Raw genomic sequence first — 24621 nt, 5'->3', positions numbered from 1 at the left:
CCTCCGCGCAAGTTGGTGCTGATAAATTCCATTCATGAACAACTCATGGAGCTAGCAGGCTCCTATTAGCAGCCGATTCACCCTTGATCCGTTGCAGCTTCACTCCCTCCTTTTGCTTCACTCACAGCCTCTAGGGTTTCTCGCATCCAGTCCATCGAAAACATCGATGCATGGCAATTCAAGCTTGCTTTTCGCCACGCGGGGATAATCGGATCACATGGCACTAATTACATTTCTCAACGCACAACTCGCCTTTGGCCACGTTGCGCTTCTCGATCACACCGACTTCTCTCTTGAAACTGGGGAGCGTGTTGGACTTATCGGCCGCAATGGCGCTGGCAAATCGTCGCTGCTCAAGATCATTGGCGGCCTTGAAAAGGCAGATGACGGAACGCTGCAATACCAACAGAATTTGCGACTTGCATTTGTTGCGCAAGAGCCCGTACTTGACCCTGATGCTACTGTTTTCGTAGCGGCTAGTGCAGGTATTTCAAGGATCATCGGTCTTATTGATCAATATTGCGAAGGCATCGGTGATCTGGACGCTTTACAAAGCGAAATTGAAGCACAAGACGGCTGGAATTGGGAGCAGCGTGTCATAGAGACGTTGCATCGCTTGCATCTGGACAAAGACGCTGTCGTCAGCACCCTGTCTGGGGGGACCAAGAAGAGGGTCGCGCTGGCACAGGCTTTGGTGGCGCAGCCTGATGTGCTGCTCCTGGACGAGCCAACGAACCATCTTGACCTGGATTCAATCGAATGGCTGGAAGAGTTGCTGATTGACTTCAAGGGCAGCGTTATTACGATTACACATGATCGCTCGTTCCTTGACCGTGTCGCCACTCGGATTGTTGAGCTAGACCGGGGACGATTGAACTCATACCCAGGCAATTTCGCACAGTATCTTATTCAGAAGGAAGAGCAACTCGCCCAGGAAGCCGTCATTAGCGCCAAGGCCGACAAACTCTTGGCACAAGAGGAGATATGGGTTCGCAAAGGAGTGGAGGCTAGGCGAACCCGTAGTCAAAGCCGCATTGGGAGGCTCGAAGAGCTCCGTGCCAGCCGGGGAGCAAGGCGAGACGCGGTGGGCAGCGTCAAAATGGACGTCGCATCTGGGGCACTGGGCGGAAAATTGGTCTCAGAAATGACTGATGTAGACAAGTCGTTTGGCGACAAGGTCATCACCAAGAACTTCAGCACCACCATATTGAGAGGGGACAAAGTTGGTCTACTAGGCCCCAACGGCGCCGGCAAGACGACTCTGTTGAAGTTAATCTTGGGTGAAATACAGCCCAACAGCGGTAAAGTGCGCCAAGGCGCCAACCTGCAGGTCGCCTATTTTGACCAGATGCGTAATGCCTTGGACCTGGACTCGACTCTGGAAAACTTCATCAGTCCTGGCAGTGAATGGATTGAAATTGGCAACCAACGCAAACACGTCAAAAGTTACCTGAGCGACTTCCTGTTTTCACCGGCGCGCGCCAACTCCCCCGTGCGCTCACTGTCCGGCGGAGAGCGCAACCGGCTCCTGCTAGCCCGCCTGTTCGCTCGCCCCGCCAATGTGTTGGTGCTGGATGAGCCAACCAACGATCTTGACATCGACACGCTGGAGCTTCTGGAAGACTTGCTTCAGAACTACGAAGGCACCGTGTTTTTGGTCAGCCATGACCGTACATTCCTTGACAACGTTGTAACCAGCACGATCGCTTGCGAAGGAGATGGGTTATGGCGCGAGTATGAAGGCGGCGTACAGGACTGGTTAATTCAATCCAGACGAAGCAAAGAAATCAAAGCTGCTAGCACTTTGATAGCTACTTCCGCACAAAAGACGGCGGGAAAGGCCAAATCTGATACTGGACTTGCTCCCGAAAAAAAATTATCGATAACCAAAAAATTGAATAACAAGGAGCAACGGGAGCTCGAAGGCCTACCCGCACAAATCAGCAAACTAGAACAGGAGCAATCTGTGTTGCGGGCTGAATTGGCAGATGCAACTCTCTATACCCAAGATCCGGTGAAAGCGACCGCGCTTTACTCGCGGGATGCAGCAATTGAGGAAGAGTTGCTGAATGCCTTGGCCAGGTGGGAAGAGCTGTCTACCGCTTGACTTACACCCGGTAGCGGTCTTTGGTGCTGCTCAATTTGGCAATCAGTACCGGCGCTATCTGGGAAAGAGGCAAGACTTCATCCGCGGCGCCATGCAAAATCGCCTCGCGTGGCATACCAAAGACGATGCAGGACGCCTCATCCTGTACAAGGTTATAGCTGCCAGCGTCTTTCATTTCACGCATGGCCTTGGCACCATCGTTACCCATGCCAGTCAGCATGATGCCAAACGCATTGGCACCAACCACCGCGGCCGCGGACTTGAACAGTACCTCAACAGAAGGTTTGTGCCGATTGACCAGCTCTCCATCCTCAACAACGGCGACATAGTTGGCGCCGCTACGGGCAACACGAAACTGCTTGCCTCCAGGCGCGATGTAGGCATGGCCTGGCAGTATTCGTTCGCCATTGACCGCTTCCTTCACCGTAATTTGGCAAAGTCCATTCAAACGAGCGGCAAAACTGGTGGTGAAGCCTGGGGGCATATGCTGAGTGATCACGATACCCGGTGAATCGGCGGGCATATGTGTCAAAACCTCCTTGATAGCCTCAGTGCCTCCCGTCGATGCCCCTATACACACCAGTTTTTCCGTCGACACACGCCCAATGGATGCCACGGGCGAGCGGACGGGCTCACGTCCTTGCGGGGCAGTAACACTCGAAGGAGTCACGGTCCGTTTGACATGGGCCGCGGCGGCGACCCGGACTTTTTCAACAATTTGGGCTGACAACTCGCTCAAACCATCGGCTACCCCAATCCGGGGCTTGGCCACAAAGTCAACGGCACCCAGTTCCAGTGCTCTCATCGTGACCTCGGCACCGCGCTCAGTCAGCGTGGAAATCATGACCACAGGCATGGGACGAAGACGCATGAGCCGGCCAAGAAAATCAATACCGTCCATACGGGGCATCTCAATGTCCAGTGTGATCACATCGGGATCCAGCTCCCGAATCATCTCTCGGGCAATCAAGGGATCATTGGCCGAGCCAACACACTCCATATCCTTCTGTCGATTGATGATTTCGGAAAGCAGACTTCTCACCAAAGCCGAATCATCCACGACCACCACTCGAATTTTTTTCAACGCATGATCCTCAAAACAGATCCACAGAGCCGCCCGAAGTCGACTTTGCGACGGTGGCGGCATTGCCTTTACGCTCTTCGACGGCCAAGGTTTCTGGATGTGAATGCGCCAAGCGCTTGACCAGTGCCTTACCCGTCACAGGAAAGAAACACACTTTACGAGGGTGAATGTCCAAGACGTCTTGTGAAACCACGGGAATACGTTCGGTGGCCAGATAGTCAAGAACAAACTGCGTATTTCGCTCTCCAACATTCATGGTGGTAAAACCCGCCATCACTTGGGCGCCTCCAAACACTTTGGCTTGCATGGATTCCCGTCGCGCCCCTTTTTTCAGCATCTCGTTGATGAGCAACTCCATGGCGTAGGAGCCATACCGCCCGAATCCATCAGCACTATCGCCATCAGGAAGCATAAAGTGATTCATGCCGCCGGCCCTCGCCTTGCCGTCCCAAAGGCAGGCAGAAATACAGGAACCCAGCACAGTCATGATGACAATATCTTCATTCGAAACAAAGTACTCACCGGGCAGGACCTTGACGGCGTCATACTGGAAGTGATGGTCGCTGTAGAAAAATGAGGCTTCACCGGGACTTCGGGGTTGAGCCTTGAGGTGATCCACACGTGAAATTCGTCCACCAACCATCGCTTTGGTAGCGATAGGCGCAAGGATGGATCGAGCAGACAAAGGCCCCAGAGAAGCTTGGGATGGATTCATAGCGTCCTTGCAATCATTGGATCAGGTGGCGCATGAACGCATTGTGCATCCACCACAAAACATTAACGCCGCTCATAAACAGTCTTACCTTTGAGAACAAACAAGTCACGCGACTCACTGAAATTCTCTGCATGGCCAACGAACAACAATCCGCCCGGCACCATCACACGGTGGATGCGCTCCAACACCTTGCGCTGAGTTGGCGCATCAAAATAGATCATGACATTGCGGCAAAAAACAACATCAAACGGATCCTGAAACGGCCAGTCATCCCGAATCAAGTTCACGCTGATGAATTCAATCATGCGTTGTAATTCGGGTTTGACTCGCGCCATACCGTCATTGGCGCCCTTGCCTCGCAAGAAAAACCGCTGCATACGCGCTGCGTCTACCCCTTTGAGACCGTCAAGACGATAGACCCCTTGCGCAGCCGTCGCCAAAACCCTGGAATCAATGTCACTGGCGGCAAGCGTTACATTTGCCCTGGGTCCGAGCGCATCCATAGCGGTCATGGCAATTGAGTAAGGCTCCTCCCCGGTGGAGGCGGCATTGCACCAGACCCGCCACGCCGCACCCGTGGGCTTCGATGCCAAGTGATCGGCAAAAATCTCAAAATGATGCTGCTCGCGAAAAAATGACGTCAGATTAGTCGTCAGTGCGTTGACAAACTCTTGCCATTCGGGTCCGTCATGTGTTTCAAGCCAGCCCAAATAATCTTTGAAGCTTTGATGCCCAGTATCCCGAAGGCGCCGAGACAAGCGGCTGTAAACCATGGCGTGCTTGCCATCGTGAAGGCTGATACCTGCTCTCTGGTAGATCAGTGACTGAACTCGATCAAAATCAGCATTCGTCCAAACGAACTCACGCCCCTGCATGTCAGCTCCCATTCGTAAAGAAGAGTCTGAGCGTCAGCATTGGAGAAGCGTCATACTTGAAAAGCATCAAGAAGCAGGTGACAAGGATAATTCACGCGATAACAACACTGACTTAAGAGATCGGTTTCTACCCGACATCAGACGTGAGTCCCATGTCAACACCAGCCATCAGTTTCTCTATATCCAGCAAAATCAACATACGGCCCTCCAGGGAGCCCAACCCGAGGATGGCATCACTATCAATGGCACTGTCAACATCAGGCACAGCTTTTAGACTGTCAGCAGGCAACTCCATCACATCACTGACAGAGTCCACCACGATACCGGCAATACGGTTTCTCAGATTGAGAATGATGACGACGGTGAAGGCATCGTAATCAACCTTCGCGCAGTTGAACTTCAACCGCATGTCAACAATAGGGACGATGGTTCCCCGCAGGTTGACAACCCCCTTGATGAAGTTCGGCGCATTGGCGATTCTGGTTGGCGGCTCATAGCCGCGTATTTCCTGAACCTTCAGGATGTCAATGCCATATTCCTCCTGGTCAAGCCGGAAGGTTAGGTACTCCCGTGCCGCGCCTGGTGTCATTTCGCCATTTTTTTCCATCGCACCCATGTTTTCTTCCTTCTAACGCAGCATTAGTGACGTGACCGACGCACCAGAGCGCCCGTATCCAGAATGAGCGCTACCTTGCCATCACCCAAAATGGTCGCGCCTGAAATGTTGGGCACTTTGCGGTAATTGGATTCAAGATTCTTGACCACCACCTGCTGCTGCCCCAGCAACTCATCCACAAGAATGGCAACGCGACTTCCATCCGCTTCAATGACGACCATGATGTCACTGGAGCGAGCTGCATCAAAGCGGGGAACCTGGAAAACCTTCTCCAGCTCAATCACGGGCATGTATTCGTCGCGAACCTTCACTAATTGCGCACCTTGTCCTACCGTGCTGACGGCGTCCGACTTCACCTGAAAAGACTCAACGACCGACGACAGCGGCAATATATAGACCTCGTTGCCGACCCCAACCGACATGCCATCCATGATCGCCAGAGTTAGGGGCAATCGCACGGACACTTTCATGCCATAGCCTTCTGCCGAATCAATTTCAACAGTGCCGTTCAGCGCAGCGATATTGCGTTTGACCACGTCCATGCCCACGCCGCGCCCGGACACATCCGTCACCACATCAGCAGTAGAGAATCCGGGAGCGAAAATCAGTTGCCAGACTTCAGGATCTGACATCTGGTCAGACACCTCAATACCACGCTCACGGGCTTTGGCCAATATCTTCTCCCGAGACATACCCCGGCCATCGTCACGCACTTCAATCACGATCGATCCCCCTTGGTGGGAGGCCGACAGGGTAATCGTGCCTGTTTCAGACTTGCCAGCGCGTACCCGATCCGCCGGCAACTCAACACCATGGTCGCAACTGTTTCGCACCAAGTGAGTCAGTGGGTCTGTGATCTTTTCTACCAGTCCCTTGTCAAGCTCAGTGGCCTCACCCTGGGTAACAAAGTCGACCTTTTTGCCGAGTTTACTGGCGAGATCGCGCAACATCCGAGGGAAACGACTGAAGACGATCGACATCGGAATCATCCGGATCGACATCACCGACTCCTGCAAATCACGGGTATTGCGATCCAGGTCGGTCAACCCGGTCAACAATTGTTGGTACAAGGCGGGATCCAGGGCGCGGCTATTCTGTGCCAGCATCGCCTGAGTGATGACCAATTCGCCAACCAGATTGATCAATTGATCAACCTTGCTGATTGCAACCCTGATGGTCGCAGCCTCAGGCTGCACGACCAGTCCGGTCTGCCTGGCTGCAGACGCCTTCGTTGATGAAGGCCCTCCAACGATATCTGCAGCAGCGGCAATAACAGGGTCAGTTACAACACTAGGGGCACCTGGCGCGCCGTCAAAAAAACCGAATCCCGGCAGCGGAGCCAGCGGCGCACCCAGTGGAGGGTCGTCATCATACGAAACGGAATTGGGCGCACTGGCGGCGCCATCAAAAAATCCGTAACCGACATCCGGTGCAGCGCTTGCCGCGACATCTTTGATGGCCACTTGGGCCCGCGAGACATGAAAAGCGAATAAATCCAGCAAATCTTCATCGGATGAAGAAGTTTCGACGGCAAACATACGAGTGTCAGTTTGATCGCACGCGACTACCTTGATGTCTCCCAGCCCAGGGATATCCCGAAACAACTCAAGGATAGCGTCGGCCTGATCTGGACGGTCCAAAGGACCAATCCGAATTTCGAGCGATCGATTTGATGTGCTCGAATCGTCGGAGGGCATTGCAACAAGCACCGCCGGCGCAACAACAGGCGTCTGAATCGACGGAGGCGCTGCAGCAGGGAAGCTGGACACCAGCACCTGACCTGAAGCCAACACCTTAATTCGGCTCACCAAATCAGCTGTGGGCGGAGAGACCCCTTCTCCGCCGGCCTGATGCCGGGCCAGCAGCCCACGGGAGGCATCCGCTGATTCAAGCAGGACATCCACCATCAAGGCATTGGGCTGCAACTCATGGCGGCGCAGTCGGTCAAGCAAGGACTCCATCTGGTGCGTCAATTCCGCCACATCAGAAAAACCAAAGGTGGCCGCACCACCCTTTACAGAGTGTGCGCAACGAAAAACACCGTTCAACTCTTCATCATCCGCCGTCTCAAGGTTCAGGTTAAGCAGCATCTGCTCCATCAAGTCGAGATTCTCCCCAGCCTCCTCAAAGAAAATCTGATAAAACTGACTCAGATCAAAGTCGGCCCCTGACCCACTACCCTCTTGATGCGCTTCCGCCATGTCTCTCTCCGGTATTGCGTTTGTCTACATGACACTCTCTTATCGACCTACTTGATCACTTTCTTGATGACTTCAAGCAATCGGGCTGGATCAAAAGGTTTCACCAACCACCCCGTCGCCCCGGCCGCACGCCCGGCCTGCTTCATGAGATCGCTGGACTCCGTTGTCAGCATCAATATGGGAATGGTTTTAAATTGAGGATGGTCTCTCAATTTACGGGTCAGACCCAAACCGTCGAGCCTGGGCATATTCTGGTCGGTCAATACCAGATCGAATGACTGAGCCTGCGCCTTCTCATAGGCGTCGACACCATCAACCGCTTCCACAACTTGGTAACCGGCACCGGTTAATGTGAATGACACCATCTTTCGCATGGATGGCGAATCATCAACAGCGAGTATTAAAGGCATGTGAAGCTCCGACTATTTCAGTTATAGGTTGATAGAAAATATTTAAAATAATTCAATGGATCCGGCGTCCATTTCGTCTTGCGTGACAGGGTTGGGACGCTCTGGAACTTCCTCCACAAAAGGCACGGCTTCACCGTCTTCAATGCCCATGGATTCGGAAGCCAGTCGGTAAGCACAACCCTGAAGTATTTTGGAAGTATGAACAATCAGCTGCGAGGCCATGTCCTGAAACTGCAGCTCCGTCACAGCAGCCGTCAAAGCACTGCGAACGGCATCGAGCTCTCGGGACCCTGCCAAACCAGAATCGGCCAGATTCTTACTGGCGCAGGTAAACCGCTCCATCAGATTTTCCATCGCATGGGCAAGTAACCCATCTAGACGACTCAAATCATGCACAACAACGAGAAGAGAATCTTGCAACTCCGCGACCAACATCACAGGAAGCTGCACAGCGGGAACTGAAGATATCGTCTGGTTCTGTTGCATTCTTGTATCCAATCTCGTCTCCGAAACTTCGCTGAGCCCCAAATATGTCGCCAGGCATTTGGCGTTTTACAAATCCGGCTATAGACACAGTTATCGGCACATTCGCAGAACTATTGAGCGCATTTCAATCAAATTAGCGCGCTACACTGAGAATGGCTTTCAACCATTTACAAATCTACTGCTTTTCGGAGGCAATGATAGCGTTAATCATGATGCAAGAAGAAGCTTCAAACCAGCGATTGAGAATACTTCATCTGGAGGATTCTCCCGTTGACCATGAGCTTGTCAGGCTCGCATTGCGTCGAGCGGGAGAGGACTGCGAATTAGAGCGTGTGGAGTCTCTTGATGATTTCGAGCGCCGACTGCAAACGTCGGAATTTGATGTGATTCTGGCAGACTATCGGCTGCCAGGCTTTACCGCTCTGGATGCCTGGCGTATCTTGCATCTGCGGGAGCAACACCCCCCGTTCATCCTGCTGTCCGGCGCCATTGGTGAACCTGCCGCTGTTTCAGCTATAAAGACCGGTATCAGCGACTACCTGTCCAAGGACGACATGAGCAAACTGGCACAAGTGATCCGGCGTGCCATGGAGGTCCACAGTATTCGCCGCGCGAAAGAAATGGCCGACATTGAACTTGCACTCTCCCAGAGGCGGCTTGCGGATTTTGCTGAGCACTTGCAAATGACCATTGAACAGGAGCGCGCAGCCATTGCAAGGGAAATTCACGATGACATTGGCGGCGCACTGGCCGCGGTGAGGTTTGATCTTTCCTGGATTGGCAGGCATACAGTTGACCCCATGACACTAGAGCATGTCACGGCGGCCACTGAGATGCTGCAACACGCGCTGGAGGCAAGCCAACGCATCATGATGAATCTGCGCCCGGCCATTCTGGACCAGGGCTTGGTTGCCGCAGTTCAGTGGTTGGCGCAGGGCTTCTCCAAACGGACGGGCATTGAAACCGCCGTTCATGCATCGCCAGAAAAAGGCATCATGTCCAAAGACATCCAGCTCGTAGCCTACAGAACGGCGCAGGAGGCATTAACCAATGTTGTTAAATACGCAGACTGCAGTCTGGTCACGATCGACCTTTCAGATGCAGAAGGTGTGCTGACCCTTGAAGTGACGGACAACGGAAAAGGCATTTCGCCAATCGATCTTCTTAATCCGAAAGGCTTTGGAATTCGGGGACTTCACGAGCGAGCCAAGACCGTGGGCGGTTGGCTGGACGTGAGTACCAAGAACAACGTGGGCACGTCAATCATTCTTTCGGTACCCTTGCTGCCAATGCAGCCTGACAACACACAGGACGTTGACTGAGATGATTCGCGTTATTCTTTGTGATGACCATGCCATGGTACGCCGAGGCATCCGGGAAACACTGTCCGAAGCTGTCGACATTCAAGTCACAGCAGAGGCAGGGAGCTACGCGGAGGTCAGGGATGCCATGCGCACGTCGGCCTGCGATGTGCTCGTTCTTGACTTGAACCTTCCAGGACGAGGAGGTCTGGAGGTCCTGTCCAGCCTACGCGAGGCCAACTCACCGATCAAGGTACTGATCGTCTCGATGTTTGCGGAAGACCAATATGCCATACGCTGTCTGCGTGCCGGCGCACAAGGTTACCTGAACAAGGCGGGCGATCCCGCTGATTTGATCAACGCCGTTCGAACGGTAGCGCAGGGGCGCAAATACGTCACTGCAGAAGTCGCCCACATGTTGGTTGACAGTCTGAGCACGCCCGAAAACGTGACCTTGCATGCCTCGCTGTCCGAGCGGGAGTTGCAGACACTGGTCAAAATTGCATCCGGAAAAAGGCTCTCCGACATTGCCGAGGAGTTGATGCTCAGCCCAAAAACGGTCAGCGTCTATCGATCCCGGGTGCTTGAAAAACTGAAACTGTCGAACAATGCCGAGTTAACGGTCTACGCCATTCGCAACGAGCTGGTTTAGCCTTTACTTGCCAGAGAAAGTCGCGATGGCGCGCTCCATGAGCGCCAACAGTGGCTGATCCAGCATAGGCAATGTGGCAGCAATACCAATCAGGCCCACCGTCAATGTGATGGGAAAACCAATGGCGTAAATATTCATCTGCGGCGCCACGCGTGACACGATTCCCAAAGCAAGATTCACAAACATGAGCATGCCAATCATGGGCAAGGCGATCCACAGGCCACTGGCAAACAAATCAGAGCCAAGGTCATACAGCTTCATTTTCTTCAATGCTTCAAGAAAATTCTGATCGACCGGAAAAGCTTCGAAACTTTTGATAACAGCCATGAGGACCACCAAGTGGCCATTCATGACGATAAATAAAAAAGACGCCATGTGCCCAAAAAAGGCAGCCACCGCGCTGGACTGCGTGTTCATTGACGGAACAAAGAAAGAGGCAAAACTAAGCCCCATCTGCAAGCCGACGACCTCGCCCGCCAGCTCGACCGCCGCGAAGACAAGCCGCACCGTAAACCCGATGGCCAGGCCAATGCCGACTTGCTGAATGACAGCACCCAAAGCTTCAGGCGCATCAATGCTGATTACCGGCTGCCCTTCTAGACTGGCCTGCGCAGCAAACGCAATAAAAAACGCCAGGGCAATTCTGGCCCGCACCGGAAAAGCTTTGGAAGAAAAGATGGGGGCCGCGGTGAATACAGCCAACACACGCAAAAAGGGCCACAAAATAGGCGACAACCATGCCACCAACTGAGCTTCGGTAAAGGCGATCACGGCGACTTTGAATTACTCAAACGACCGCGGAAGGTATCGCTTCAATAGTCCGGCGAATGTACTCAACCAGCATGTTCAACATCCACGGGCCTGCAATGGCAAATACCGCAATGGCGGCAATCAGCTTGGGCACGAAAGCCAGGGTCTGCTCATTGATCTGGGTCACGGCCTGAAACAGGCTCACCAGAAGACCCACAACCAGCACCACGCCCAAGACAGGGGCAGACACCATCAGCAGCATGAGTAATGCTTCCTGGCCCATTGTCAAAACCATTTGCGCATTCATGGTCAGCCCTCAGGTCACAAAACTGGCTGCCAGTGAGCCAATCAAAAGATTCCAGCCATCGGCCAGCACAAACAACATCAGCTTGAACGGCAACGCCACCAGGACCGGTGACAGCATCATCATGCCCAAGGACATCAGTACGCTGGCAACCACAATGTCGATCACCAAAAAGGGAATGAAAATCATGAATCCGATCTGAAACGCCGACTTGAGTTCGCTGGTCACAAAAGCCGGCACGAGGATGCGGATCGGCGCATTTTGCGCCGTGGTTCCCGGCGGCAATTTGGCCAGCTTGGCAAAGAGTGCCAAGTCTGACTGTCGGGTCTGTTTGCTCATGAACTGCCGTAGCGGATCTTCACCATTCGCCAAAGCTTGTTCAAACGTGATCGCGTTTTTTGTGTAGGGCAGATAGGCGTCGTTGTAGACCTTGTCCAGTGTTGGCCCCATCACAAAAAACGTCAAAAACAGAGATAAACCGACCACCACCTGGGTGGGTGGGGCAGACTGCGTGCCCAAGGCTTGCCGCAGCAGGGAAAGCACAATCACAATGCGAGTGAACCCGGTCATCATGAGCAAGATCGCCGGAAGGAATGACAGTGCCGTGAAGAACAGCAAGGTCTGGATGGGCACCGAAAAGCTCATGTTGGAGCCACCAGTCCCGACCAACAAAGGCAACTGCCCCCCCGTTTGGGCCCATGCGGACGATTGGGTCAATAGCCCCAGCAGTCCGAGGACGATTACACGCCCCCCTGTGCAAAGATGTCTCGAACCGATATTTACTTGTTCCACAAACATGTCCGATGTCACTTCAATGCAGGCACAACTTGCGTCGCCTGCGCTTGAAACGGTTCTGTTTTAGTGTCCATTGCCGCAGTGTGCAAGCAGGTGATGGTTTGCGCGGTGACGCCGAGTGTCAGCCAGACGCGCTCGCCCTCGGGGCCCACTTCAACTGTGACCACTCGCTGATGTGGCCCCACCGCAATCGCGGAGATGATTCTGGAGGCGGACGTCAGGCCGGAAGCGCCGCCAACGGACCGGCGCTGCACCCATTTGAGTGCTGATGGCACCAAGGCCAGCAGAACCACAAAGAAAACGACAGAAACCAGCGTTTGCGTCATCTGCGGCTCAACCCTTGCTGACTCGACGCAAGCGCTCAGAGGGCGTGACCACATCGGTCAAGCGAATGCCGAACTTCTCATTCACGACCACCACTTCGCCCTGCGCAATCAGGTAGCCATTCACCAACACATCCATAGGCTCGCCCGCCAGGGCGTCCAACTCCACCACGGAGCCCTGCCCAAGCTGGAGAATATGCCGGATCGGTACCTTGGTACGACCAAGCTCCACGGACAACTGAACCGGAATATCCAGCACGCGGCTGATATCGTCAATCGGGGAATCGCTTGACGAGAAAGAACGTGATGAGTCACCGGAAAGAATCCCCCCTTGCTCGGAGGCGCCTCCGTCTGAACTCTTTTGCTCCAACAACGCTTCGGCCCAATCGGCCATGCCGTCATCTTCAGCGGGTTTGTCGTCTATTGCCATGTCGTTTACCTATTCAGTCGAGGGCTTAGCCCCTCAAACATTTGTCAATTCGAATCGCATATTTTGCGTTGTGAGTGCCATATTGGCATTCAAAGATGGGAACACCATCCACCGTCACCTCAATCTTGGGCTGCCGGTCGAGTTCAATGAAATCCCCGGGTTTCATGGCCAGCAACTGCTCAATGGTTGCGTCCGCACGCGCCAACTCGGCTACAAGGGTGATCTCAGCTGCCTGGATTTCTTGTGTCAGGACGTTGACCCAACGCCGGTCTACCTCAATGGAGTCACCCTGAGTGGATGAGTACAAAACATCGCGGATGGGCTCCAGTGTTGCATACGGCATGCAAAAGTGAATCGCCCCGGTAATCTCGCCGATTTCAAGCTGAAAGGAGGTTGAAATGACAATCTCGCTCGGCGTGGCGATATTGGCAAACTGAGGCTGCATCTCAGAGCGCTGATAGTCCAATTCAAGTGGGTAAATCCCTTGCCATGCTTTTTTGTACTCCTCCGTGATCACGTCAACCAGCCGGTTGATCACGCGCTGCTCAGTTGCAGAAAAATCACGCCCCTCGATACGGGTCTGAAACTTCCCGATACCGCCATAGAGTGACTCAATCACACCAAACACGAGCGCGGGCTCGCAAACGATCAAACCACTGCCCCGCAGCGGCCGGATGGCCACAATATTGAAATTGGTGGGGACGGCCAGTTCACGCAAGAATGCGCTGTAGCGCTGAACAGATACAGGGCCGACCGATATCTCAGGACTTCGGCGAATGAAATTGAAGAGGCCCACCCGGAGATTACGTGCGAATCGTTCGTTAACGATTTCCATCGTCGGCATGCGCCCACGAACAATCCTCTCCTGGCTTGATATGTTGTACGGGCGAACCTCACCATGCTCCTGCACTTCCTCCGTCAGCTTCTGGCTTTCGCCCGTAACGCCTTCCAGCAGGGCGTCAACTTCTTCCTGGGAAAGAAACGATTCACTCATATAGCATCACCTGAGACACCCTTACTGAATGATGAAACTTGAAAACAACACACCGACCACAGGGTACTCGACATGGACGACCTTCTTGGAAGATTTCTTCTTCTTTGGCGGTGCAGCCTCATCCTCATGCTCATCCGCTCCACCGCCAAACGGAATCGAAGTCTCCCGGAGGATATCTTTAGCAAGCTTTTCCTTGCCCTCCTGAGTGAGCAGTTCTTCTGAGGTTCTCTGCGAAATCAACATCAAAACACCACTGCGAATGGTAGGCAGATAGGCTTTGACGGAGTCAGAGGCATGGGCATCGGTGACCTCCAGCGTAATGCCCACCTGGGCCACCTTTTCACCACCAACGTCGGCCAGATTAACCACCATGCTGTCCAGCGGGAGGTACGCCGGGGGCGTCTTTGGCGCCGCATGCGCCGCAGCTTTCGCGGGCGCTGCATCTTCACCGTCTTCAGCGGCTGCACGCTGCTTGCTGATGTAGAAAAAGGCACCGCCCCCCCCCAAGGCCAGCACGAGCACGGCCCCGATGATGATCATCATTTTCTTGCTCTTGCCTTTGGCCGGGGCTGCAGCATCCGTTGCTTCAGGTTTGTTCGCCACTGTATTTCCTTCGAGACGTTATCTTGGGTTGGATTATTGAGCACATCGGGCCGGTCAACGACCAAATTAACCATGAATAAGCATGGCTTTCCGGCCCATCCCTTGCCCGGACCTTCAGACAAACAGGTCCAAAGTGCGACCGCTTGATGGATTCGCCCGCTGGCGGGCCTCCGCTGGCGCAACTTCCTTTGTCAAAACGGTGGCCTGACGTGCACTTTGCTGGCCGCGCTGCTCTTGCGAGTCGGCATTGCCGCCCGGACCTGATCCACCGACTGAAACACCCGACAACACCAGGCCTTCGCTGGACAAGAGGTCCTTCAACTGGGAGGCCGCGCCTTCGAGTATTTGCCGGATTTCAGGTTGATCGGTGCGAAATCCTATGTGGGCTTCATCTCCCTTGAGCGAAATACTGACCTGAACGGGATCGCTGCCGAAGCCATCAAGCTTCAACTCGGCATTTTGAATGCCTTGCGAGACCCAGTACCCGACGGTGTCGGCCACCATTTGCTCCGGCGAGATCATGGACGGATCAGCGATCACGGACGGTGAATCCACCTGATTTCCAGCATGCAAAGCATGCGCGCCCCACACGCCTTCGGCACCAGGAGCGGCAGCCAAAGACGAAGGCTTGCCAAAATCCTTGTCGACCGGACGGGCAAACCCCTCCGCCATGCCGCTGGCGACCAGCCCAACGGACAGCGCAGACTCCCTCGCCGACAGGTCCATCTGGGCCGCTCGATTGAGCGACTTCGCCTCAGCCAGATTGGCAGCCACGGCAGACTGAAGCTGCGCGACGCGCGTTGATGACGCGCCACCCGTAATGTCAGGCGTGACCTGAGCCAGCAAGGCATCAGCGATCTTGCCCGTAACTTCTGTTTTCCCAGCCAGGGCTGCGTCGGTCAACGCCACCATGCCCTTTGCGCTCATTTTTCGGGCGTCGCTGGTTGCCGTGCTGAGGGGCGTCCCTGTCTTTGTGTCCGCCATGTGGGCCGCTTGCGCCAACAGCATCGCCAGATCGCTTGGCAGGTTCTGCGCCATCAACAGTGATGCATCTGGTGACGTTGAGGCGGTCGTGTCGACTTTTTCATCTTCCGCCATCTTTTTATCGGCTTGGCTGCCCCCCTCGGCCGTGCCTGCTCCTTTTTTGGCCACAGGAGCGTCTGACGCCACAGAACTCAAGACCGAGGCAAATCCATTCTTTTCCTTGGCATTTTCGACGTCACCAGCCTTGTCAGCGTTTTGACCATGAGTACGCTCTGTCTTTGCCCCAGCGGATGGATTGGCAGATATGCCGACGAATTCAATACTCATGCCGCTCTCCCCCCATCATTCCGCCAGAAGTCTGACAGCTGCGTAAAGAAGCAAACTCATCCGTCTGCTTCTGGTCGCGACGCGACTGAACAAGCGCCAGATCAGATTGTTTTTTCTTCAAGGCATGCTGCAGGCTGGCCAGCCGGATATCGGCATCAAGCACCAGCTGTTTGGCAGCTTCAACTTTGTGCGAGGCGTTCTCAATTGCCACAGTTTGCAGGGCAATCGCATGCTGTAGACGATCCATGAACTGGTAGTGGTGTCGCATCAACTCAGGCGTGGTGCTGGTGGTCTGCGCCGAGGCCGCCCATTTGGTCTGCGTCTCAGCTGCGTAGCCGGTCAACTGCGCCATCTGGTCCTGGGCAAAGAGCTGGGCACGCAGAACATGCTGCAACACCTTGCCAGCCTGGTCACGCTTGGTAGTTGCCAGGTCAATAGCCAGAAGAACACTTTTCACGATCGACATTCGATATCTCCGATTATTAAGGCATTCATGGGAATGAGCCCTCGCGCTCTATCGTCACCATCATCTGCTGGAGGCTGTCGCTCATACTGGCCGAGGTAAACATATCTTGCTGCAAAAACTCGGACATCGAATCATGCAGCCTGATGGATTCGTCCAGCGCGGGGTCAGAGCCACTCACGTAAGCACCAATTTGCACCAGGTCACGGCCTTTTTCATACTTTGAATTGATCGACCTGAAACGCCGGGCCATCTCAAAATGCTCACGTGGCACCACGTTGTGCATCACACGCGAGGCTGACTGCTCAATGTCAATGGCGGGGAAATGCCCCGCCTCGGCCAGCGAACGCGACAGCACAATGTGCCCATCCAAGATCGCCCGGGCGGCATCTGCAATCGGGTCCTGCTGATCGTCACCTTCTGACAGCACCGTGTAAAACGCGGTAATCGAGCCCACACCATTCAAACCATTGCCACTGCGCTCCACCAGTTGCGGCAGCTTGGCAAAGCAGGACGGCGGATAACCCTTGGTGGCTGGCGGCTCGCCAATCGCCAACGCAATTTCACGCTGCGCCATGGCATAGCGGGTGAGCGAGTCCATCAACAGCAAAACGTGTTTGCCCTTATCCCGAAAACTCTCGGCAATAGCGGTGGCGTAGGCCGCGCCCTGCATGCGAAGCAGTGGCGGGGCATCGGCCGGGGCGGCTACCACCACGGCGCGGGCACGTCCGTCTTCACCCAAAATATCTTCAATGAATTCCTTGACCTCGCGGCCCCGCTCGCCAATCAAACCCACCACGATCACGTCAGCTTCCGTGTAGCGGGCCATCATCCCCAGCAACACGCTCTTGCCAACGCCGGAACCTGCAAACAGGCCAATTCGTTGCCCACGGCCAATCGTGAGCAAGGCGTTGATGGCGCGCACACCCGTGTCGAGCATGTCACGCACAGGCGCACGGTCCATGGCGTTGATTTGTTTGCGGTCCAGCGGCAAGGACGTCACGTCTTCAATCGGGCCCCGGCGGTCCATGGGCGCGCCGTGGGCGTCCACCACACGGCCCAACAAACCATCTCCCAGGGGCAAGCGCAGCATCCCATAACCAGAAGTACGTTCCGACTTGCGGCGCTCGCCCAAACGGGGTACGGCCACGTAGGGTGCGGCAGGCACCACACTGGCGCCGCTGGACAAACCATGAATATCGCCCGCCGGCATCAAAAAGGCCCGGTCATTGGAAAATCCGACCACCTCGGCCAGCACGGGCGCCTGCGACTTCATCGACACCAAACACTGAGAGCCCACCGGCACCCGGATACCCGCCGCCTCCAGCACCAGCCCGGTCAGCCGCGTCAGCGTGCCGCGCACCTCCAGCGTGCTGCCAGCGTTCACGCGACGCTTTGCGTCGTCCATGAACAGTTGCCATTTGGAGGTCACGTCAGGCGTTGTCAACAGGAGCCTCCCAAGGGGCATTCAAACCCAGGCTGGCAATGGCGCGCGCCCACCGTTTTTCAAGCGTTCCGTCGACCACGGTACCCGCAGACTCCACCAGACAACCACCACGGGTGACCGCGGCATCACCGATCAGGGTCAAAGAAAGGGTTGAAAACTCGGTACGAACGACGTCTTCCAGTGTCTCCAGGTCTTGGGGATTGAGCCGGACAACCGCACTCTTGGTCTCCGCCATGAGCGACACCAAAGCCTCGCGAATGACGGGTTGTAACACATCGGCGTCCATGGTCAACTCGTGGCGAATGACCTGGCGAGCCAACTCACAAGCCAGTTCCAGAATGCCTCGGGCAATGCCCTGCTCGGCTTCCGCCAACTGCGCCTGCGCAGACAAAAACAACTGCGCAAACTTTTGTGCCGCCTCCTGGCCCTGGGTGGTCATGAAATCCGCGATCTGGCGTTGCGCTTCCAGGGTGGCTTGGGCGTGGCCCTGAACAAACCCGTCGGCGTAGCCCTCTTGGCGAATGACCTCGTTGGAGGCATCCTGCGCCTCGTTTTTGACGGGCTCAGGATGTTCCTCACGGACTCTCTCCTGGGCAGCCAACAGCAGGGACGCCGTGTCAACCGCGCCAAAGTTCCACTGCTCCACCGCACCAATTTCTTCGCCGGGGATAAACCGTGTGTAGTTACGCATGTTCAGACCATTGCATCATCGCCGCCACCGCCGCCAATGACGATCGTGCCTTCGTCCGCCAGACGGCGCACGACTTTCAAAATCTCTTTCTGTTGCGCTTCCACCTCGGACAAGCGCATGGGACCGCGCGACTCCAGGTCTTCGCGCAGCGTCTCAGCAGCACGGGACGACATGTTCGCCAAAAAGCGTTCCTTGAGTTCGGGCTGAGCGCCCTTGAGGGCGACGATGAGCACGTCAGAGGCCACCTCCTTGAGCACACTCTGAATGGCCTTGTCATCGAGCTTCATCACATCGTCAAAGACAAACATCTTGTCCATGATTTTCTGGGCCAGGTCCGGGTCGTGATTGCGAATGGACTCGATCACCGTGCCCTCAATGGCGGTACCCATCAAGTTGATCATCTCGGCGGCGGTCTTGACGCCGCCCAGCGACGACTTGCGCACCTTGTCGCCACCAGCCAGCACCTTGAACAAGACCTCGTTCAAGTCTTTCAAGGCAGAGGGCTGAATACCTTCCATGGTCGCCACGCGCAACATGACTTCATTGCGTTGACGCTCGGTGAAAAACTTCAGAATATCGGCCGCCTGGTCAAAGTCCAGGTGCACCAGAATGGCCGCCACAATTTGCGGGTGCTCATTGCGCAACAACTCCGCCACGGACGAGGGCTCCATCCATTTCAGGCTCTCGATGCCCGAAACGTCGCCACCCTGCAAAATCCGGTCAATCAACAAGGCGGCCTTGTCGTCCCCCAGCGCACGCTTGAGCACGGACCTAACATAGTCGCCAGAGTCAGAAACCAACAGGCTTTGCGATGCTGCCACGCCGGTAAACCGGTCCACCACCGCATCCACGCGCTCTCGCGTGACCGAACGGGTTTTGGCAATGGCCTCCCCCAGTTTTTGAACCTCTTTGGGAGACAGGTGCTTGAACACCTCGGACGCCTCGGCCTCGCCGAGCGACATCATCAGTATTGCAGCGTCTTCCAGACCGTCAGTTTGAGCCATGGGGTTGTCCGATGTAAGTGCGGTCAGGCGGGCGCTTCGCCATTGATCCAGGATTTGACAATACTGGCCACCGCAGCCGGGTTGTCACGGGTCAGTTTACGGGCATCTTCGATAGCCAACTCGCCCGGGGTGGCGGCGACGGGCTCATTGCTCTTGGCGGGTGCGCTCAGCAAGGGTCGGTCGGGCTCATCTGACTCAATCGCGTCCAATTGGTTGGCGGCATTCGCCAGGGCCACAGGAGGCTGCGACAAGACTTTCAAGGCGGGACGGATGACGCCCAAGAGCACCAGCGCGCCAAACAGCAGCGTACCCACCGGCCAGGCAAAGCTGCGCGCCAGGTCCTGAATCTCTGGCTGCTTCCAGAATGGCACGTCGGCAACGACTGCTTTTTCAATGGTAAATGGCGCGTTCATGAGGTTCACAGAGTCACCCCGGTCTTTGTTGAACCCAATGGTTTCACGCACCAAAGCGGTCATTTTCTCGATTTGCGCATCCGTCAAAGGGACGGTCGTGGTCTTGCCTTTGGCATCCGTAATGGTTTGATTATTCAGCACCACAGCAGCGCTGATGCGCTTGACCACCCCGGTACCGCCACGCACCACGCGCACTGTTTTGTCCACCTCGTAGTTGATGATCGACTCGCGCTTGGAGCCTGCGTTGGCACTGCCTGCAGCACCCGCTGCCGTCAATGCCTGGGGGGCGCCGTTGATGGGGGCTGTTGAGGGCCCGGGAGGCTGGTTGGTGGTGGCGCCGGGCACGCCCGATGGCGGGCTGGCAGTTGTGCCATTGCTGCTTTCAGACACCTGCTGGCTGCGAATCGCAGTCGAATCGGGCGCCTGGTTGGGCTTGTGTGACTCGGAGGTGGACTCGGTTTGCGAGAAATCCAGCTCGGCCGCCACCTGAGCCTTGACGTTGTCCCGCCCCACCACGGGCTCCAGAATGTCCATGATCCGCTTCGTGTAGAGCTGCTCCAGCTGCTGCACATACTGCATCTGCTGGGTATCAAACGCACCCCCAACGCCATTCGGACCCTCAGGCGGGTTGGACAACAGCTTGCCGGTGTCGTCCAGCACGCTCACGGCGGTGGGGTTCATTTCAGGCACGCTGGAGGACACCAGATGAACAATGCCCGCCAGCTGGGCCCGGTCCAGCGTGCGCCCGGAGTTCAAGCCGACCACCACAGAGGCGGTGGGTTTTTGCTGCTCACGAAAAAAGCCATTCTGGTTGGGCAAGGCCAAATGCACCCGAGCGCTCTGCACCGATGACAAGGCCTGAATGGAGCGCGTCAATTCACCCTCCAACCCCCGTTGAAACGCCAGACGCTCCTGAAACTGCGTCATACCAAAACGGTTGGTGTCCATCGTCTCAAAGCCAGCCACCGAGCCCTTGGGCAAACCCAGGGAGGCCAGCTTCAAGCGCGTGTCGTAGACCTTGTCAGCCGGTACCAGAATGGCGCCACCGCCGTCGGTATGTTTATAGGGAATGTTCATGGTGGTCAGCTGTGCCACGATGGCGCCACCGTCTTTGTCGGCCAGGTTGGCATACAAAACACGCCACTCGGCCTGGCGCCCCATCACCAGGCCAATGATGCCAATGGCCACAAACAAGACAATGCCCACGCCAACGCGCAAACGCTGGGCTTGATCCATCCCGGCCAGGCGCTGGGACAGCGTCGGGTTGACAGGCGTTGCAGTAAGGGCGGGAGCGGCAGGCATCATTTATTCCAGTGCGGTGTGGCACAACTTTGCACCACTGATGCGAACGATTATTCTGCCCCACCCCGAAAACATTAGCTCGATAAGCCCGGCTTTTACCCCTCACTTCAAATTAATGTTCTGCCACCCCCGGCCATAACATCACCGCCATGGACCTCCGACTCACCCCCACGAACATGCCCACCGCGGTGCGCCCGACGATGGCGCCCCGCATTTCGTCGAGCCAGGTAACTGGTGGAGCGGACGGTGGATTCTCTGGTGCGCTGAAAAGCGCACTCAGTTCAGTCAGCGCCTCACAAAACGAGGCCATCAAGCTGCAGCAAGAAGTGCAGATGGAGAACCCCAAGGTGAGTCTGGAAGAAACCATGGTGGCCATTCAGAAAGCCCAGATTGGCTTCCAGGCCACGCTGCATGTGCGCAACCGCATGGTTCAAGCCTATACAGACATCATGAACATGCAGGTCTGAAGGCCCATCTTGTTGGCCCTGGCACCAAAATTTATGCCAAATAGGCCTCTAGCCCAGGTGTACCGTGCGGTAGTAGCTATAAATTCGATAGCAAGTCAATGTAAATACTGCTGTGAACCTTCAAACTGCTGTTCGCAGTGGGCAAGCCAGGGTTCCGCCAGGTAACGAATCTGCGCGTCGTTTTGGAGAATGCGCTGCATGATGCGGGTCTTCTCGATCCGCTGCTCAGGCAGCAACTCTTCGCTGGCAGCCAAGGTGCGCAACTGTTCAATCAACACAGCACACGCGCCTTCGTAGTGGACCACCTGGTCCCAGTCTTCAGACTTGGCGGCATTCAGCATTTTGAGGCTGCTGTCTTCGATGGCCTTGTAGTAGTCAATCAGCATTTGAGACTTTCCAGGACTCCGGTTTTTGGGCATGTCACAACTAGTTTGCAACTTGTCCGCCAATCTGTTTCCAGCCGTCAGCCAACGGTTCGATGACACGGAGGACGTCTGCTAAACCGGCATCGTCATTGCGGAGATTGGCCTGTGTCAATCGGACGACGCAGTACCCATACAAACCATTGAGATTTGCCGCAATGTCTCCGCCCTGCTCCAGGTTCAACGCAGGCTTGAGTCCCTCGTCAATGATGCGCACCGCCTTAACGATTTGCTCACCCTTGGCTGCGATATCGCCGCGCTTCAATGAAACACGCGCAGCGCCCACATTTTGAAGCAATCCTGCCAAGAGCATTCCCACCAATTGATGCGGGCTGGCTTGACTAACCGCTGTCTCTACGCTAACGCGCTGGTAGGCAGAAGCTGAGCGAGAACTGACTGAAGTAAACATGCTGCGTTCCATTTTGTTTATTACCTTATTTATCGGCATTGCAGCAGTTAACTCAAGCCCATTTTGGGGCGCAACAAATCAATTTAACCTGTGGACTTGTTCCAAGCTGTCACTTGCTGCGTGACGTAGGCATTCAGTGAATTCAATTTCGCCATCTGGGTGTCAAGGTTGCTGTATTGCTTGCGCAACCGCGCCTCAAACAAGGTAGCCTTGTCATTCACTTTAGTTTGCGCTGCCGTATTGGAGTCGAGTCTTTTCTTCAGCGCAGCGACCTCGTTGACAACCGCCCCACCACTACCAAGTACGCCTTTGCCCAAGTCCCTGAACTTCAGCGCGAAGCCGTTCGTCAAAGGATTGTTGTTGTTGTTTGTAAACAGCTGCTGAAGCGACGTGCCACTATTTGCCGCCGTACTCAGCTTGGTCGTATTCATGGTGAGAGAACCATCTGACTGCCGCTCAATCCCAACGTCAGACAAGCGTTGGGCAGTAGCACCCAAACTCGTCGACCCAAGCATGCTTCGCAAAATGTTTTGCATCCCCAATATCGATGCATCGCCCTGAAACAGACCCGCAGTCTTGGTGCCCGAGTCGTACTTCGTCAAATCCGCCAAGGTCTTACTCAACGTGTTGTATGCAGTTACAAAATCTGAAACATTTTTAACGGCCGGCTTCACATCTTCGCTGATAAACATGGTCACCGGTGACTTGACCTCCCCCCCCCCCCCATAGCCCGTGGTCGTTGTTGCGACCAGTTTAATTGTGACGCCCGGAATGTTGTCAGCGAGCGTATTTGAGGCAGACGAGACTGCAAGCCCGTTGATCCTGGCTTTAGCGTCTTGGCCATACTGGACGGGAATTCCAGCGCCAGCCATGCCATAGGCCGCACCAGTAAGCAAATCCAATTTCGATGGGTCAAATGACAACCGGGAAAGACCTGTTGAAATATCGCCATCGTCGACGGCCTCACTGGCAGTCAACTTAAACCCGGCTGCTACACCTGTGTCTTTGGACCGCAACAGCAACCGGTCACTCGTGCCATCGTTAAAAGCCGTCGCCACCACGCCAGCCCCTGCCGCGTTAATTTTGACTGCGATGGTCGCAACCGTATCCGCACTGTCAACTTCTATTGACACTGCAGCACGGGCCGAATCCGCGAACGTCGCGCCAGTCCAGGTCCCCAACTTAAAAGTCAATGTGCCAGCGCCCACCGCGCCGCCCGCGGTTAACTGGGCAGAGGATACCGACTGCTGCTGTGCCAGTTGATCAACATCCAGGCTAAAGGATGTAGCGCTCGCAGCCGCCGTGACGGTGATCGTTGCGGCGGCATCTTTTGAGGAAGTAGCAATCCGGGCACCCCATGCACTGACATCCGATATGCGTGTGGCCACGTCAGTCAGGGCGGAGAACTGCGATTGAACCTGCGCAAAAGAAGACACTTGCGCCTGAATGTTGGTGGCTTTCAGCTCAAGTGTTTTGAGCGGCGTCTTTTCCAGCGCCACCAACTGCGAAACAATGCTGTTGACATCCAGTCCACTGCCAATACCAACTGATGAAATGGTCGCCATGCTAGCCTCCTGTTCAATTCTCAACGCACAATTGTCTTACTTCAGCGATCGTTCTAAAGCCTGAAAAGCCAGTGCTTTACAGAAGTTAAAAAGCGGCGGCGAACATTTGTTCGCCGCCGCTGTCACATTTGCTCACACCCCAAGGCGCTTCGCAAACTCCTCGACTTGTTCTTAACGCAGCAGGGCCAGTACGCCTTGTGGCAACTGGTTGGCCTGCGCCACCATCGCAGTGCCAGCCTGCTGGAGAACCTGTGAACGAGACAGGTTGGCCGTTTCTTCGGCAAAGTCAGCGTCCTGGATGCGTGAGCGCGAAGCACTCAAGTTTTCCGAGGTGGTCTGCAGGTTGGAGATGGTCGTGTCAAGGCGGGATTGCAAGGCGCCAAAGCTGGCACGTTGGCCATTGACAGCGGCAAGTGCTGCGTCCACGGTGGTCAGGGTGCGGGTCGCGGAGTCGACAGAGGAGACATCCAGGGTGCTGGTC

General features: G+C 55.3%; 28 protein-coding genes. 4 read left to right on the top strand and 24 right to left on the bottom strand.

The window, feature by feature from the left end; all coding sequences use genetic code 11:
* Window positions 1–217: 217 nt before the first annotated feature.
* Window positions 218–2107 (top strand): ATP-binding cassette domain-containing protein, encoded by a 1890-nt coding sequence (locus tag AC097N_RS20905; RefSeq protein ID WP_479583996.1) that lies wholly within the window; start codon window positions 218–220, stop codon window positions 2105–2107.
* A gap of 1 nt (window position 2108) precedes the next feature.
* On the opposite strand, the gene AC097N_RS20900 is transcribed toward AC097N_RS20905, so the two are convergent.
* The 7 genes from AC097N_RS20900 to AC097N_RS20870 all read right to left on the bottom strand — a co-directional run bounded on the left by AC097N_RS20900 (window position 2109) and on the right by AC097N_RS20870 (window position 8494).
* Complete coding sequence (locus AC097N_RS20900) at window positions 2109–3191, bottom strand: protein-glutamate methylesterase/protein-glutamine glutaminase (RefSeq protein WP_479584002.1); 1083 nt, start codon at window positions 3189–3191, stop codon at window positions 2109–2111.
* 10 nt (window positions 3192–3201) lie between these two features.
* Window positions 3202–3834 carry a chemoreceptor glutamine deamidase CheD gene (gene cheD / locus AC097N_RS20895; RefSeq protein WP_479584001.1) on the bottom strand — a complete coding sequence of 211 codons (633 nt, stop codon included), beginning with the start codon at window positions 3832–3834 and terminating at the stop codon, window positions 3202–3204.
* A gap of 134 nt (window positions 3835–3968) precedes the next feature.
* Entirely contained in the window at window positions 3969–4793 is an 825-nt protein-coding gene (locus tag AC097N_RS20890) for a CheR family methyltransferase (protein ID WP_479583995.1), read from the bottom strand.
* Window positions 4794–4908: 115 nt separating this feature from the next.
* Window positions 4909–5397: a chemotaxis protein CheW gene (locus AC097N_RS20885; RefSeq protein WP_479583994.1), complete on the bottom strand. Its 489-nt coding sequence runs from the start codon at window positions 5395–5397 to the stop codon at window positions 4909–4911.
* Window positions 5398–5420: 23 nt separating this feature from the next.
* Window positions 5421–7598 (bottom strand): chemotaxis protein CheW, encoded by a 2178-nt coding sequence (locus AC097N_RS20880; RefSeq protein WP_479583993.1) that lies wholly within the window; start codon window positions 7596–7598, stop codon window positions 5421–5423.
* Between the two features lie 47 nt (window positions 7599–7645).
* The gene (locus AC097N_RS20875; RefSeq protein ID WP_479583992.1) at window positions 7646–8008 is read right to left on the bottom strand and encodes a response regulator; all 363 of its coding nucleotides are present in this window, start codon (window positions 8006–8008) and stop codon (window positions 7646–7648) included.
* Window positions 8009–8050: 42 nt separating this feature from the next.
* Complete coding sequence (locus tag AC097N_RS20870) at window positions 8051–8494, bottom strand: hypothetical protein (RefSeq protein WP_479583991.1); 444 nt, start codon at window positions 8492–8494, stop codon at window positions 8051–8053.
* 212 nt (window positions 8495–8706) lie between these two features.
* Between AC097N_RS20870 and AC097N_RS20865 the strand changes: the two genes are divergently transcribed.
* Together AC097N_RS20865 and AC097N_RS20860 are read left to right on the top strand one after the other, a co-directional pair.
* Window positions 8707–9816, top strand: coding sequence for a hybrid sensor histidine kinase/response regulator (locus AC097N_RS20865; protein WP_479584000.1), 1110 nt, complete (start codon window positions 8707–8709; stop codon window positions 9814–9816).
* A gap of 1 nt (window position 9817) precedes the next feature.
* Entirely contained in the window at window positions 9818–10447 is a 630-nt protein-coding gene (locus tag AC097N_RS20860) for a response regulator (RefSeq protein WP_479583990.1), read from the top strand.
* Window positions 10448–10450: 3 nt separating this feature from the next.
* On the opposite strand, the gene fliR is transcribed toward AC097N_RS20860, so the two are convergent.
* The 13 genes from fliR to fliF all read right to left on the bottom strand — a co-directional run bounded on the left by fliR (window position 10451) and on the right by fliF (window position 21280).
* Window positions 10451–11218, bottom strand: a complete 768-nt coding sequence (gene fliR, locus AC097N_RS20855; RefSeq protein WP_479583989.1) for a flagellar biosynthetic protein FliR — start codon at window positions 11216–11218, stop codon at window positions 10451–10453.
* 16 nt (window positions 11219–11234) lie between these two features.
* Window positions 11235–11504 (bottom strand): flagellar biosynthesis protein FliQ, encoded by a 270-nt coding sequence (gene fliQ, locus AC097N_RS20850; protein ID WP_479583988.1) that lies wholly within the window; start codon window positions 11502–11504, stop codon window positions 11235–11237.
* Between the two features lie 9 nt (window positions 11505–11513).
* The gene (gene fliP / locus AC097N_RS20845) at window positions 11514–12230 is read right to left on the bottom strand and encodes a flagellar type III secretion system pore protein FliP (protein WP_479583999.1); all 717 of its coding nucleotides are present in this window, start codon (window positions 12228–12230) and stop codon (window positions 11514–11516) included.
* A 77-nt stretch (window positions 12231–12307) separates the two neighbouring features.
* Complete coding sequence (locus AC097N_RS20840; protein WP_479583987.1) at window positions 12308–12622, bottom strand: FliO/MopB family protein; 315 nt, start codon at window positions 12620–12622, stop codon at window positions 12308–12310.
* Between the two features lie 7 nt (window positions 12623–12629).
* Window positions 12630–13049 carry a flagellar motor switch protein FliN gene (fliN, locus tag AC097N_RS20835; protein ID WP_479583986.1) on the bottom strand — a complete coding sequence of 140 codons (420 nt, stop codon included), beginning with the start codon at window positions 13047–13049 and terminating at the stop codon, window positions 12630–12632.
* 25 nt (window positions 13050–13074) lie between these two features.
* Complete coding sequence (fliM, locus tag AC097N_RS20830) at window positions 13075–14043, bottom strand: flagellar motor switch protein FliM (RefSeq protein WP_479583985.1); 969 nt, start codon at window positions 14041–14043, stop codon at window positions 13075–13077.
* Window positions 14044–14064: 21 nt separating this feature from the next.
* Window positions 14065–14586, bottom strand: a complete 522-nt coding sequence (locus AC097N_RS20825; RefSeq protein ID WP_479583998.1) for a flagellar basal body-associated FliL family protein — start codon at window positions 14584–14586, stop codon at window positions 14065–14067.
* A 174-nt stretch (window positions 14587–14760) separates the two neighbouring features.
* Window positions 14761–15957, bottom strand: a complete 1197-nt coding sequence (locus AC097N_RS20820) for a flagellar hook-length control protein FliK (RefSeq protein ID WP_479583984.1) — start codon at window positions 15955–15957, stop codon at window positions 14761–14763.
* On the bottom strand, window positions 15947–16423 hold the full coding sequence (locus tag AC097N_RS20815) for a flagellar export protein FliJ (RefSeq protein WP_479583983.1): 477 nt from the start codon (window positions 16421–16423) through the stop codon (window positions 15947–15949). The genes AC097N_RS20820 and AC097N_RS20815 overlap by 11 nt, the downstream gene beginning before the upstream one ends.
* 25 nt (window positions 16424–16448) lie before the next feature.
* Window positions 16449–17828, bottom strand: a complete 1380-nt coding sequence (fliI, locus tag AC097N_RS20810; RefSeq protein ID WP_479583997.1) for a flagellar protein export ATPase FliI — start codon at window positions 17826–17828, stop codon at window positions 16449–16451.
* Between the two features lie 25 nt (window positions 17829–17853).
* Window positions 17854–18558, bottom strand: a complete 705-nt coding sequence (locus AC097N_RS20805; RefSeq protein ID WP_479583982.1) for a FliH/SctL family protein — start codon at window positions 18556–18558, stop codon at window positions 17854–17856.
* A 2-nt stretch (window positions 18559–18560) separates the two neighbouring features.
* Window positions 18561–19562, bottom strand: coding sequence for a flagellar motor switch protein FliG (gene fliG / locus AC097N_RS20800; protein ID WP_479583981.1), 1002 nt, complete (start codon window positions 19560–19562; stop codon window positions 18561–18563).
* Between the two features lie 23 nt (window positions 19563–19585).
* A complete protein-coding gene (gene fliF / locus AC097N_RS20795) occupies window positions 19586–21280 on the bottom strand; it encodes a flagellar basal-body MS-ring/collar protein FliF (protein WP_479583980.1) in 1695 nt (564 codons plus the stop codon).
* 146 nt (window positions 21281–21426) lie between these two features.
* Here fliF and fliE point away from each other — a divergent pair, with 146 nt between their 5' ends.
* Complete coding sequence (gene fliE, locus AC097N_RS20790) at window positions 21427–21744, top strand: flagellar hook-basal body complex protein FliE (protein ID WP_479583979.1); 318 nt, start codon at window positions 21427–21429, stop codon at window positions 21742–21744.
* A gap of 95 nt (window positions 21745–21839) precedes the next feature.
* On the opposite strand, the gene AC097N_RS20785 is transcribed toward fliE, so the two are convergent.
* The 4 genes from AC097N_RS20785 to AC097N_RS20770 form a co-directional block, all read right to left on the bottom strand.
* Complete coding sequence (locus AC097N_RS20785) at window positions 21840–22130, bottom strand: flagellar protein FliT (protein WP_479583978.1); 291 nt, start codon at window positions 22128–22130, stop codon at window positions 21840–21842.
* Window positions 22131–22170: 40 nt separating this feature from the next.
* The gene (gene fliS / locus AC097N_RS20780; protein WP_479583977.1) at window positions 22171–22587 is read right to left on the bottom strand and encodes a flagellar export chaperone FliS; all 417 of its coding nucleotides are present in this window, start codon (window positions 22585–22587) and stop codon (window positions 22171–22173) included.
* Between the two features lie 71 nt (window positions 22588–22658).
* A complete protein-coding gene (gene fliD, locus AC097N_RS20775; protein WP_479583976.1) occupies window positions 22659–24140 on the bottom strand; it encodes a flagellar filament capping protein FliD in 1482 nt (493 codons plus the stop codon).
* Between the two features lie 171 nt (window positions 24141–24311).
* On the bottom strand, window positions 24312–24621 hold a 310-nt coding region (locus tag AC097N_RS20770), incomplete at its 5' end, for a flagellin (protein WP_479583975.1).

Source organism: Rhodoferax sp. LS1R11 (genome assembly GCF_056521395.1).
Note: the sequence above shows the minus strand (reverse complement) of the source record. Positions and strands in the feature narration are given on the sequence as shown.